Origin of the sequence: Pedobacter sp. SG908 (assembly GCF_011759615.1) — a bacterium.
Lineage (GTDB): Bacteria > Bacteroidota > Bacteroidia > Sphingobacteriales > Sphingobacteriaceae > Pedobacter > Pedobacter riviphilus.
Genome location: NZ_JAAOYY010000001.1, coordinates 832860 through 845955, shown reverse-complemented (window position 1 = coordinate 845955; position 13096 = coordinate 832860). Strand labels below are relative to the sequence as shown.

Genomic DNA, 13096 nt, shown 5'->3' with positions numbered 1-13096 from the left:
TCTATGAAGAAATTTTTAAAAATAACAGCAGCAATAGTTTTATTGCTGCTTATTTTTTTTGCCGGTGTTATAAAATACCGGAGATATCAGTCAGAACGCACATTGATTCCAAAAAATGTTACGGGGATTGTCAAAATCAATGTTGATGAGTTAGGTAGAACGCTTGCTTCGAATATGCTAAGTAACCTGGGTTATTATTTTAAATCTGATTTAAAAAATGACACTACAAATTTAAATTCACCCGATAAATTTAATAACGGTTTAAAAATACCAGCAAGCATTTATTTTTATACCATTGAAAGAAAACCTCAGATTTACTTTTCGCGTTTTGAAATAGAAAACATAAACGATTTTGAAAATTCTTTGAGGCACTTAATGCACTTGGATATTATAAAAAGAACAGAAGGCACTAATATAGCCAGATCGAAACTAGGCAATGTGGTTATTTACTATAACAGTAAAAGTGCTGCAGTTTCATTATCTGTTAAGGCAGAAAATTTGGATGATCCTTTAATGGATATATTAAACCAGAAAAATTTTATAAAAATAAACGATAGCAAATTTAAATATTCAACAAAATCGCTGGCGCATATTGCCTTTGAAACCGCGCAGCATCAGGGATCGATCGATTTTGAGAATGGCGTGATTAATTTAAACGATCTGTTTCTGTCTGGGGATATTTTAGCCTCAAACAAACCTTTACATCATCATTTGAACCCAAGTAGTACGGCTTCCTTTTGGTTAAATGTTAGCATAAAACCCGACAAAGACAAAATTTATAAGTTTAAGAATTTTAGTTTCGAGCAGGATAGCTTATTAAAATATTATAATGGCAATTTAAATTTCGAATGGACAAATTCCATCACACAAACTGATTCTATTATTACCTATGAATACAATGATGATTTTGAAAAGGTTGAAAAAGTTGGTTTACGAAAACGCAATATCCCTTCCATTTCGATTAATGTCGGCTCGAAAGGCAACGGACTAAAAAATTACCTGGCAAATCAGGGGTTGATTAATTTAGATAGCAACTTGGTAAATAAAAATGCTTTCCCGCTTTATAAAGTATTTGTGAACAGCAGCAATGAAAACTTAAACTTCGCGACAGTTAAAAATCAGAATACCTCAACTTCAAATATTGTTTCAACAGATTTTCTTTATCTAAATGTTGATCTGATCAAACTGGGTAAACAATTAGAAGCTCCGTTCATGACCAGCTATTTTAAAGCGCTGAAAAATTTAGAAGTTAAAGGAAAGTTATTGGATGGTAAAAGGGTTAAGATCGATGGTAAACTTAAATTGAAAGACGAAAATATTAATTCACTTTACCAGATTTTAAAAAGTTTATAACAAAAAGTAATAGAGGTAGGTTCTGTTATATTTTTGTCGCAGATTCAAGGTGATTTACACAGATAACTGTCCATTGTACCTAAACCTGATGGGACGGATGCCAATTCCTTCAATTGGCAGGAGGTACAGCAGGACTAACCCACTCCCATGAAACACAGACCTATCATTTCCAAAATAAAAAAAGCTAAAAATGGCTTACACAGTCTGCTAAATATTCAAATCGGAATCTGTGATAACGAACTTAGGCACAAAAAAGCCCTGCAGTTTTAACCCTGCAAGGCTTCATAATAAGATTACCAGACCCCGATAAAGGATCGGGATTCGCAATGACGATTAGTTGATTATGGCCAAACGCCCAAATTCATGTAAGAAACCGCAATTTTATCGATCGAATTTACAAAAGCAGCTGTTCTCAATGTTTGAGTTGCTGGTTTGTTCATTAATGTTTCGCGGATTTCGTGGTAAGAATGGATCATGGTATCTTCTAAACCAGAGTTTACCAATTCCATTTCTGATGCGCCTTTAACAATCATTAAACGGTGTTCCGGAAGGATGGTTTTACCCGTTAAATTTTCTAAAGTATTGATCAGATTGGCATTTGAATTAGCAGCATAACGGTTCTCCATACGACCAAAAGCCACGTGAGAAAGATTTTTCAACCACTCGAAGTAAGAAACCGTAACACCACCTGCATTGCAATACATATCAGGAATAATGATACCACCCATTTCTGTAAATATTGTTTCGGCCTCTGGTGTAGTTGGACCATTTGCACCTTCAGCAATAATTTTTGCCTTGATATTGCGGATATTAAGCTCGGTAAATTGGTTTTCTAAAGCCGCCGGAACAATGATATCGCAATCTTGCTCTAAACCTTCCATTGAGTTTTTAAAGTCTTTAGCGCCAGGGAAACCTAAAATTGAACCTGTGTTTTTACGGTGTGCAAAAACCTCATCTACATTTAAGCCATTAGGATTGTAAATAGCGCCTTCAAACTCGCATAAACCTACAATGGTAGCACCAAATTCTGCTAAGAATTTAGCCGAGTGGTAGCCCACATTACCTAAACCCTGAACAATTACCCTTTTATCGCCTAAACCAGCTTTAAAGCCTAATTTAGCCATATCTTCTGCCACTTCTACACATTCACGTACGGCATAAGCAACACCACGTCCTGTAGCTTCCTTACGGCCACGGATACCGTGTAACGCAATTGGTTTACCAGTTACGCAACCTAGCGCATCTAACTGGCCAGGATTCATGGTCATATAAGTATCGGCAATCCAGCTCATTTCGCGCTCGCCAGATCCATAATCAGGAGCAGGAACATCGATACCAGGGCCAATAAAGTTTTTCTTAATTAATTCTGTAGTATAACGGCGGGTAATGGTTTCTAACTCGGCAACACTGTATTGTTTAGTGTTAATTTTTATACCACCTTTTGCACCACCAAATGGAACATTAACAATGGCACACTTGTAAGTCATTAAGGCAGCGAGTGCCATAACCTCATCTTCGTTTACCATTTCACTGTAACGGATACCACCTTTGGTAGGGCTCATGTGGTGAGAGTGCTCTACACGCCAAGCATCAATTACTTCAAAACCGTTTCCGCGGCGGATTGGGAATTGGAAACGATACACACTATTACATGTTTTAATCTGGTTCAATAAACCTTCTGGATGATTGGTGAATTGAGCCGCACTGTCAAAGTTCTTACAAACATCTGCAAAGAACTTGTTCTCGTCTGCTAGATTAGCCATTATTTATTTTTTATATTGAATAAGTTTTCAATGCAAAATTGCCTAAAAAAACCGCACATATCCAAATGCAAAAAGACTTAGTGTAAAGCAAACACCATTCTATTTTAGCCTAACAACAGCTTTTATACCCGTTGGAGAAAACTGTTTAAAAACTATACCCAAACACATTTAAACGCAGATATCTTAGTCAGCTCACACCATAAAAACGATTATTTTTATAAGTTTTAGCATAGGTTATTTGATCTAAAAAAAATTATAAAAAAAATATTCAAAATAGCCTTTTGTTGCAACACTCAACAAATAGAAGCTAAAAAACAGATCAATATTACGAATATTGCAAATACCTATAAAAAACCGGACATAAAAAAAAGTGACCAATTGTGTTGATCACTTCTTAATTTAATCTAAATCGTCCCGTTGATTTAATTTATATCTAATCAAACTTGATCAATAAATTACCAAAAAACAATACTGTGATGTAGGTATTTTATTTGGTTACTGCTCTGTATTTTTAATTAGAGCTTTAAAATCACCAAAAACCTCTTTTACAACAAGATAAATACAAAAATTTGATGATTTTAATCTTAAAATACACCTATTTACAGGCTATTAAAGCAAAATATGGTTTTAACCAGGATTCGTATTTGCGCTATTATTTATCAGTTTGGTTTTCTTTTTCTATTTTCTTTAATCTTTTATCGATCGAAAACAGATAGGCCAGCAAACCTACAAGAATAATTACGATACATATTACCACAACATATATCTTTCCATTGCTGCGAAGGCTATCGGCCATTTCTACGCCATTATCCTGCGCAAATAACTGCATAGTGGCCATCATTAATATCAGGGAGAAAAATATCTTCTTCATCTTAGTTATGTTGTTGTTTGTTTTCGTTTGTTGTTGATTGATTTTCATCTGTAACGAAGCTATCACGAACACCTTTCATTTCACCGTAATCAGGTGTATTCGTGATGGTTTCTATTGAACGTATTCTGAAACGGATGGTATAAACCCAGTAACCGATTAATATCCAGCCCAAACACGCTGGGTAAAATACCATGCGCATGCGACTATCCAAATCGTAACTGTTAAAGCCAGGGTTACCGCCATTGCCCGGGTGCAATGAATCTTTTAAACGGGGTAAAACAAAAAGTAATACCACCATCATTGGGAAGGCGAAAATATTGTAAATGGCAGAAATCTTGGCTCTTTTCTGTTCTTCGTCTATCGCATTGCGAAGAATGAGGTAGGCAAAATAGAGCAAGATTGAAATGGCAGCGAAATTCTGTTTAGGATCGAAACTCCAAAACTGTCCCCAGGTATATTTAGCCCAAATGGCACCTGTTACTAAACCTAAAACGCCAAAAACTATCCCTGCGTTTACGCTTTCTACCGCTTTAATATCATCAATTTCACTCTTGGTACTCAATGATTTTATACTGTAAAAAACAGAGATCGAAAAGAGCACAATCATGGCAAACCACATCGGAACATGGAAATACAGATTACGGATTGTTTCGTTCAAAATAGCCAGATGCGGTACACCAAGTAATAAGCCTGCTATTGCAGTATAAATTACCAAAACCGAACCTAAAATTTTCCACCAAGTTTTATTCATGCGTATATTTAATTTTGAATGTTGAATTATGAATGAGCGGATGTTCTTTTCTTATGCCTTTAATAATAATAAGGCATCAAGGATTTAATACTTTCGAATTTCTCATTTTTATAATTCAATCATTCTCTCATTCAATCATTTTTTAATCCCTCCAAAGGTAAGGAAATAACAATAAAGACGTTGCCACCATCAGTACATTCACCACCAGTAACATTGCTATTTCATCGTAACTATTCTCCCAAGGCAAGCCGTCAACTGCATTTTTGGCCAGTTTAATTAACAAGATCAATACCGGAATAATGATTGGAAAGCTTAAAATAGCCATCAGCATTCCACCATTTCCCGCTTTACTTGCGATTGCCGAAACCATTGTAAATACAGTAGAAAAACTGATACTACCCAATACCACGGCTACGTAATACATCACTAAATCGGGTGGGGTAAAAGAATCGAAAACCAGCGTATAAAAACCTAAAGCAATTGTAGTAAGCACCAACATGAGGAGTGTATTATAAACCGTTTTAGAGATTAAAACCGCTGCTGGGCTTGCCAAAATATAACTATACAACTGCTGACCTTTGGTTTCCTGCAAAAAACTTTTAGATACACCATTTATTGAAGCAAAAAGCATGATGATCCAAAACAAAGCATTCCATGTTAATTTATCACCGAGGCTAACAAAAGAGAGATAACAAGTAAAAATGGTAGAAACCACATAGAGCAATACACCGTTAATGGTATATTTGGAGCGCCACTCTAACAATACTTCTTTGTGAATTAAATATTTAACCTCTTTGGCCAATTGCATAACCGCAAAGATACTTTTATTGATAAATATTGCACGTTTAAATTGTTGTATTGTTGTAATTTTGTTCAAGAATAAGCGCAAAGGAAATTAGCCACAGAAACACTGAAGTCACGGAAAAATAAATATGAACTACGCATCAGTTATAACATCGCCTGTTGGCTCAGTAACCATCTTAGCCGATGACGAATTTGTACATATAATTACTTTTGCTGAAAAGGATATTACAGGATTATCAGAAAATGCACTTACGGTAAAGGTATCCAATCAGTTAAATGATTATTTTAAAGGTGATTTAAAGGATTTCGATTTCCCTATAAAGCAAAAAGGGACTGAATTTCAACAGGAAGTCTGGCAGAATTTACTGACCATACCTTTTGGCGAAACCACCTCATATGCCAAATTTTCTGCACACAATCCATTAGCGATACGGGCTATTGCCGCAGCAAATGGAAAAAATAATATTGCCATTGTAGTACCTTGCCATAGGGTAATTGGCAGTAACGGCAAGCTTGTAGGTTACGCAGGTGGCTTATGGCGCAAACAATGGCTGCTGCAACACGAACGTGAAGTTGCCCAAAAAGGACAAACCGAATTAAAATTTTAAAACCATACTTTTTTTGCAGATGAACACAGGTCAAGCCGAAACAGCTAAAAATGATATAAAAGCCATCCGTTTAATTAATATTGAAGATAACAAATGTGCTTTTGAAACGGGCACAATCCCTATCCGTCAGCATATTAATGCGAGTTATTTTTTCGCACAAACCGATGTATCCACTTTAGAGAAAATCCCCCACCCTGCCCCAAGACGTCAATACGTAATTACGCTTAAGGGTAAACTTCAGTTTACAGTAAGCAGTGGCGAAACTTTTATTATAGAGCCAGGGGTTATACTCATCGCCAATGATACAGCTGGAGAAGGACACACCTGGGAAGTTATGGAAGGCAATGAATGGGAAAGAATCTATATTCCTTTGGAAGGTGATACAGATGATTATTTTAAGGCAGATACTTCGTTTTAAATTCTGCTCCTAAAGTCTTCTTACATTTAAAATAATTCATATTTTTGAAAGATACCAAACGCTCAATGAACTACAATCCTGGCTTACATATTTTATCAGAGTTCTCGTCTGAAAAAACTGAACAACTTTCTTCGTTTCACGATTGCAGAGCACTTTTTAACAGCTTAATTAAGACAAATGGGCTGGAAAAAGTTGGCGAGGTTTATCACGATTTTCCAAATGGGGGGTTTACGGCGGTAATCTGTTTAACAGAATCTCACCTGTCTATCCATACATGGCCTGAATTTAAATTGGCAACTTTTGATATTTTTTTATCAAATTATAAAAAAAACAATACCCAAAAGGTTAAAGATATTTATGAAGCTGTACTCCATTTTTTTGAAGGTATAGAAATACAGAAAACTGAAGTTGTTCGCTAATGGAAGTTCCTACAAAATCATTTTTCAAACTATCCGAAACTATTGCCTGCTCAATATGTAAGCAAAATATTGTACTATACGAGGCAGCAAAAAGCAAATACACCGTTTGCCCTTCATGTTATTCCTATTTACATGTTATTAGCATCACCGAATGCAGGTTGAATAAGAAATTAGATCAACCAGAAAAAGTTTTGGTATTAAAACTGGGCTCAACAGCAAATATTCACGGTACTGAATTCAAGGTAATTGCCTATCTCGAAAAAAAAGAAGCCAACACCAGCTATGCCTGGCGCGAATATATATTAACCAGCCCCGATAAAGGTTATGTTACCTTATCCGAATTCGATGGCCATTGGAATTTTATCGCCGGTGAAGATTTTCTTCCTGATTATAAGGCGCCTATATCTTACGGATTAAGCATTGGTTATAAAGATGTTGAATACAAACTTTTTAACAGGTATACACCAATAGTTACAGCTATGCTTGGTGAAGTAGATTGGGATGTGGTTAACGAAAGGATTAAAGCTGCCGAATACATTGCACCACCTTTTATGGTTGTGAAGGAGGTTGATAAAGCCAGTCACCAAACCAACTATTATATTGGCGAATACCTTGATGCTGAAGTAATTGCCAATGCATTCAACATTGATAAAAACGACTTACCCCAGCAGATTGGGATTGGTGCAAACCAACCATCAAAGGCTTTTGATAGATGGACAGCCTCGTTAAAGATAACAGGTGTAGCCATTATCTTAGTGTTGCTTTTCCATATACTGTTCAATACGATAAAACCTGAAAAGGAGCTAATAAACGATGATTTTTTAATTGTTTACGATACTAAAGGCGCCCCTGATGCTTTCAAGTCATTTATTACGCCATCTTTTACGCTTGATGATTCATCATCAAATATCGAATTTGAGATTGCTTCATCAGTTGACAATAACTGGCTGGAAACCACAATTGTACTGGTAAACGAAAGCGATAACAAGACATGGGAAGTAAGTAAAGGAATTGAATATTATCATGGTACTGAAGATGGCGAAAGCTGGTCGGAAGGTTCTACAAAAGAATCGATTATGCTATCTGAAATACCTCAAGGAAAATACCATTTGAACGTGTATCCATCATCAGGAGACATGTTTAGAAATAACCTTTACATAAAAGCGGTGAGTAATGTAACCATGTGGGGCAATACGATAACCACTATATTATTACTTTGTATTTTTCCGGCCATCTGCTGGCTTTTAATGCGCGATTATGAAAAAAGAAGATGGAATAACAGCGATTTTTCACCTTTTGTAAATGGAGAATAAATGAATCTGAAACCAATAAAATATTACCTTATTGTATTGCTGGCCCTTATAGGTTTTTATGGCTACAGTGGTTTAAAAGGGCGTACTTACTTTCCAGATAAAGTAGAAAAAAACACAGAATTTAATGGCAATAAAAGTCATTCTGGTCATGTAAATAGATTTTACCATAAATAAAAACATTATGAGCTTAAATGAATTAATTAACATCAAGTACATTATTGCATCATTGGTTTATTCCGTATTGGGCATAATTGTTCTCTTTATAGCTTTTTGGATTATTGAAAAAATGACACCTGAAAACCTTTGGAAAGAGATACTAGAAAAACAAAACCTGGCTTTAGCAATTGTTTTTGCTGCTTTTATTATTGCAATAGCAATTATTATAAGTTCAGCCATCCATAGTTAGCATGAACAAAAAGCTCCCGGCACTTTTATTAATTTCTGTTTTCGTTGTTGCCACCTGTGGTCTTATTTACGAGTTGATTGCAGGAACACTTGCCAGTTATTTACTTGGCGATTCGGTTACCCAGTTCTCTACAATAATCGGCGTTTATCTCTTTTCTATGGGTATAGGCTCCTGGGTATCTAAGTATTTCGAAAAAAATATCCTTTCGTGGTTTATTCAGATCGAAATTTTAGTCGGCTTAGTTGGGGGTTTTAGTTCAACGTTTTTATTCCTCGTTTTTGAAAGTATTGCTTCATTCAGGATTGTGTTATATGGTTTTGTGAGCTTAACGGGTATTCTTGTAGGTTTAGAAATTCCGTTGCTGATGCGCATCCTTAAAGACCGCTACGAATTTAAAGATCTGGTTTCGAAGGTTTTTACATTCGATTACATTGGCGCATTACTGGCCTCACTCATTTTCCCGCTATTGCTTATCCCGCATTTAGGATTGGTAAAAACAGCTTATATGTTTGGCATGCTCAACGTTGCGGTAGCTTTAATTGTATGCCTGAATTTCAAAAAAGAAATTAGGGCTTCCAAATATCTGCAGAGCGCATCTATGATAAGTATTATTTTATTGCTTGCAGGTTTTGTTTACGCAGATAAAATCACCAGTTTCTCCGAAAGTCAGACCTATAGCGATACCATTATTTATTCAAAAAGCACACCTTATCAACGGATTATCCTGACTAAAAAAAATAAAGTTTTACGGCTTTTTTTAAACGGAAACCTCCAATTTAGCTCTGATGATGAGTATCGATACCATGAAGCACTGGTACATCCTGGCCTGCAGGCATTGCCTTTTGCTAAACATGTGCTCGTAATGGGCGGTGGAGATGGTCTTGCTGTAAGGGAAATTCTAAAATATCCGAATATCGATTCGGTAACACTGGTAGATTTAGATAAAGGAATGACAAGTCTTTTTCAATCGAATAAGATCCTTTTAGGTTTAAACAAAAACGCACTCTTATCGCCAAAGGTAAAAGTAATTAATGCCGATGCTTTTAGCTGGATCAAAGCGCAGCATAAAAAATTTGATTTCATTGTCATCGATTTTCCAGACCCCTCAAATTATGCTGTAGGCAAACTCTATACCAATGCTTTTTACAGCCTGGTTAAGGGCATACTTGCACCAAAAGGTTTAATGGTTGTCCAATCAACTTCACCTTACGTTGCACCAAAATCTTTTTGGACGGTTAACAAAACCCTCGAAAGTGTGGGTTTAAAAACCATTCCATATCATAATTATGTACCTTCTTTTGGCGAGTGGGGATACATTATGGCAACCGCTCCAAATAATATCTACAAAAAACCTCAGCAATATTTGCCTGGTTTAAGGTTCGTTTCGAAAGAAAGTTTAGATCTGATGCTTTTCTTCCCAAAAGATATGGCCAAGGTAGAAACTGATGTAAATAAGTTAAACAACCAGATTTTAGTGAAATATTTCGAAGATGAGTGGGCAAACGTTTTATAAAGATGATTTATCGGCATATTTAAAACGGCGTTCTTTTCTTTTGAGGATTGGATTGATAACAGGCGGCATTTTTTTGAACAGCTGTTATAAAAAAATCAGATCAACTAAATACAACATCAAAGGGACTCTACAGGGGCCAAATGCAAAAGCCGGTCATATTTTGCGCGATAAGATAAAATTACCGGTCCCAAGTAAAACAAAAAAGGTAAAAACACTGATTATCGGCAGCGGAATTTCAGGCTTATCGGCTGGCAGATGGTTAAAAAAGAATGGTGAGACAGATTTTGAAATCCTGGAACTGGAAAATCACACCGGAGGGAACTCTTATTTTGGCGCTAATAAGGTATCCTCATATCCATTAGGTGCACATTATATTACCATTGCAAACAATGATGATAACCTGCTAATCGATTTTTTGCAGGAAATTAATGTAATTACCCATTTCGAAAAAGAACTCCCCTATTACAACGATTATTACCTCACTTTTGATCCTGAGGAAAGATTATTGATCAATGGCGAATGGCAGGAAGGTTTAATACCCGATTTTGGCGTACCAACAACCGATAAAGAACAGATCAAGCACTTTTTACAAGACGTAGATCGATTAAAAAATGCCAAAGGAAACGACGGAAAATTTTTGTTCAATATTCCAATAAGTTCATCGTCGAGCGATCCTGGCTATAGAAAACTGGATAAGATTTCTTTCCGTTCATACCTCGAAGAAAAAGGATACGATTCTAAATACCTAGTGTGGTATTTAAATTATGCGTGTAAAGATGATTATGGGCAAAAGACAGATAAAATATCCGCTTGGGCGGGTTTACATTATTTCGCTTCGCGCAGAGGAAAAGCGGCAAATGCAGAACAGAATGCCATACTAACCTGGCCCGAAGGTAACGGCTGGATTATGAAGCAGCTTGCCAAGCAGCTAAAAGATCATATCAAAACATCAATCCTATGTTATGGATTAAAATCGATGGGAAATGGCGATATAACGGCCTCCATATTCAATACACATACCAACATCACGGAGGAAATAACAGCCGAAAAGATTATTTTATGTACGCCACAATTTGTAAACAACCGCTTACTCGAAAGTTTTAACCGAAATATTGACTATAAAGCTTTTAACTATTCGCCATGGCTGATTGCCAATATTACCATCAACGAATTACCAGAATCGAAAGGGATAAATCTTTGCTGGGACAATGTGGCCTATAATACGCCCTCTGTTGGTTATGTAAATTCGGCGCAGCAACATTTAAAACTCTCGGAGGATAAAAAAGTAATTACTTATTACCTGCCGCTGTGCGATTTTGAACCCGCAATTGCACGGCTAGCAGCATATGCGAGAAGTTACGAACAATGGCTTGACATTGTTGTTCCTGAATTGGAAATGATACATCCGGGAATTACAGATGCTATTGAAAATATCGATTTCTGGGTTTGGGGGCATGGAATGATAGCACCTACCAGAGATTTTATTTGGACTGAAAATTTGGAAAAAGCGAAAGCTCCTATCGATAATCAGATTTTCTTTGCCCACAGTGATTTGAGTGGGGTATCTATTTTTGAGGAGGCTTTTCACCAGGGTATTAACGCAGCAAAACAGGTTTTAAATGTTACCTCATAAACAAACCCAGCCCTGGCTTAATACTGCATGGAGTGATGTTATTTTCATTATATCACCTGCATTTTTCTCTTTATTACTGGTTTTACTTTTCCCTGGCCAGTTTCAAAACTCATCAGGTATTCCATTGGCTTATTGGGTATTTTTAATTGTTTTTATAGATGTTGCGCATGTTTATAGCACACTATACCGAACCTATTTTAGTCCAGGTAATTTCAAAAGGCAGTATACATTGCTCATTTCTATTCCATTGACCTGTTATGTAATAAGTGTTATACTTTACCGGTTCGATGGTTTATGGTTTTGGAGAATATTGGCTTATTTAGCAGTTTACCATTTTATCAGACAGCAATATGGCTTTATGCGCCTGTATTCCCGTAACGAAAATCCAATTAAACTGTTAAGTACAATTGATAAAATTGCCATTTATACCGCAACTTTATATCCTTTGCTTTTTTGGCATTTAAGCAGCGGCCGAAATTTCAATTGGTTTGTAGAAGGTGATTTTTTCACTTTTAAGAATGATATGCTATTAAGATATTCCAACATCGTGTACATCTTAATTATCGCCATTTACATTGTTAAAGAAATTTTCTTGGTTATCAAAAAACGATGGATTAACATTCCGCGCAACTTAATCGTAATCGGAACATTTTTATCCTGGTATTCCGGCATCGTTTATTTTAACGGCGATATGGCCTTTACTACCTTAAATGTAATTTCGCACGGCATCCCGTATATGGCGCTTATCTGGTTCTTTGAAAAGAAAAAAATGGGAGATAAACCCGTTAAGAATAAAATCATGGATCTCTGTTTTGGAAAATTTGGAATATTTTATTTCTTATTGATTCTGGTATTATTTGCTTACTTGGAGGAAGGCCTCTGGGATGGTTTGGTATGGAAAGAACATCAATCGGTGTTCAAACCATTTTCAAGCTTACCACAGGTTACCAATAGCGAGTTACTATCGCTGCTGGTTCCGCTTTTAGCCTTACCACAGGCTACGCATTATGTACTCGACGGCTTTATCTGGAAAGCAAAAAATAAATTCTAAAGAATCTGTCCGTTTGTCAGTTTCGTAGAATAAATGTTGACTGCTGGATTATCGAACTTGCAGACGATTATTCTTAAATTGTGGTAAGTTATCTCGGTGATAACTTTTTCTTCATCATGAGCTGTAATCAGGCTATGCTGAAGAAAACTCATGATGAAATTGTAGCCTAATATAAAGCTAAAGGGTGTGAGGT

Annotated in this window: 14 protein-coding genes; 10 read left to right on the top strand and 4 right to left on the bottom strand. The window is 36.1% G+C overall.

Features of this window, described 5'->3' with window-relative positions:
- Window positions 1–3: 3 nt before the first annotated feature.
- The gene (locus FHT21_RS03495) at window positions 4–1353 is read left to right on the top strand and encodes a hypothetical protein (RefSeq protein WP_167293376.1); all 1350 of its coding nucleotides are present in this window, start codon (window positions 4–6) and stop codon (window positions 1351–1353) included.
- 341 nt (window positions 1354–1694) lie between these two features.
- Here the strand turns inward: FHT21_RS03495 and FHT21_RS03490 are convergent, their stop codons facing one another.
- From FHT21_RS03490 to FHT21_RS03475, 4 genes are all read right to left on the bottom strand, one after another.
- Window positions 1695–3116 carry a Glu/Leu/Phe/Val dehydrogenase gene (locus FHT21_RS03490; protein WP_167293375.1) on the bottom strand — a complete coding sequence of 474 codons (1422 nt, stop codon included), beginning with the start codon at window positions 3114–3116 and terminating at the stop codon, window positions 1695–1697.
- A 652-nt stretch (window positions 3117–3768) separates the two neighbouring features.
- A complete protein-coding gene (locus FHT21_RS03485) occupies window positions 3769–3987 on the bottom strand; it encodes a CcmD family protein (RefSeq protein ID WP_029275364.1) in 219 nt (72 codons plus the stop codon).
- Between the two features lies 1 nt (window position 3988).
- Complete coding sequence (ccsA, locus tag FHT21_RS03480; protein WP_243853848.1) at window positions 3989–4738, bottom strand: cytochrome c biogenesis protein CcsA; 750 nt, start codon at window positions 4736–4738, stop codon at window positions 3989–3991.
- A 142-nt stretch (window positions 4739–4880) separates the two neighbouring features.
- A complete protein-coding gene (locus tag FHT21_RS03475) occupies window positions 4881–5546 on the bottom strand; it encodes a heme exporter protein CcmB (RefSeq protein ID WP_108200712.1) in 666 nt (221 codons plus the stop codon).
- 124 nt (window positions 5547–5670) lie between these two features.
- Between FHT21_RS03475 and FHT21_RS03470 the strand changes: the two genes are divergently transcribed.
- Genes FHT21_RS03470 through FHT21_RS03430 form a run of 9 tightly spaced genes read left to right on the top strand, consistent with a single transcriptional unit; the run spans window position 5671 to window position 12903 of the window.
- The gene (locus tag FHT21_RS03470) at window positions 5671–6150 is read left to right on the top strand and encodes a methylated-DNA--[protein]-cysteine S-methyltransferase (RefSeq protein WP_167293374.1); all 480 of its coding nucleotides are present in this window, start codon (window positions 5671–5673) and stop codon (window positions 6148–6150) included.
- A gap of 19 nt (window positions 6151–6169) precedes the next feature.
- Entirely contained in the window at window positions 6170–6568 is a 399-nt protein-coding gene (locus tag FHT21_RS03465; RefSeq protein ID WP_167293373.1) for a hypothetical protein, read from the top strand.
- A gap of 44 nt (window positions 6569–6612) precedes the next feature.
- Window positions 6613–6987, top strand: a complete 375-nt coding sequence (locus FHT21_RS03460; protein WP_243853846.1) for an S-adenosylmethionine decarboxylase — start codon at window positions 6613–6615, stop codon at window positions 6985–6987.
- Window positions 6987–8300, top strand: coding sequence for a DUF4178 domain-containing protein (locus FHT21_RS03455; protein ID WP_167293372.1), 1314 nt, complete (start codon window positions 6987–6989; stop codon window positions 8298–8300). Before FHT21_RS03460 ends, FHT21_RS03455 begins: the two co-directional genes overlap by 1 nt.
- The gene (locus tag FHT21_RS03450) at window positions 8301–8474 is read left to right on the top strand and encodes a hypothetical protein (RefSeq protein ID WP_167293371.1); all 174 of its coding nucleotides are present in this window, start codon (window positions 8301–8303) and stop codon (window positions 8472–8474) included.
- A gap of 7 nt (window positions 8475–8481) precedes the next feature.
- Window positions 8482–8706 carry a DUF350 domain-containing protein gene (locus tag FHT21_RS03445; RefSeq protein ID WP_108200717.1) on the top strand — a complete coding sequence of 75 codons (225 nt, stop codon included), beginning with the start codon at window positions 8482–8484 and terminating at the stop codon, window positions 8704–8706.
- A gap of 1 nt (window position 8707) precedes the next feature.
- Window positions 8708–10219, top strand: a complete 1512-nt coding sequence (locus FHT21_RS03440; RefSeq protein WP_167293370.1) for a polyamine aminopropyltransferase — start codon at window positions 8708–8710, stop codon at window positions 10217–10219.
- The gene (locus FHT21_RS03435; protein ID WP_167293369.1) at window positions 10197–11852 is read left to right on the top strand and encodes an FAD/NAD(P)-binding protein; all 1656 of its coding nucleotides are present in this window, start codon (window positions 10197–10199) and stop codon (window positions 11850–11852) included. The genes FHT21_RS03440 and FHT21_RS03435 overlap by 23 nt, the downstream gene beginning before the upstream one ends.
- Window positions 11839–12903, top strand: a complete 1065-nt coding sequence (locus FHT21_RS03430) for a hypothetical protein (protein ID WP_167293368.1) — start codon at window positions 11839–11841, stop codon at window positions 12901–12903. Before FHT21_RS03435 ends, FHT21_RS03430 begins: the two co-directional genes overlap by 14 nt.
- Window positions 12904–13096: the final 193 nt, after the last annotated feature.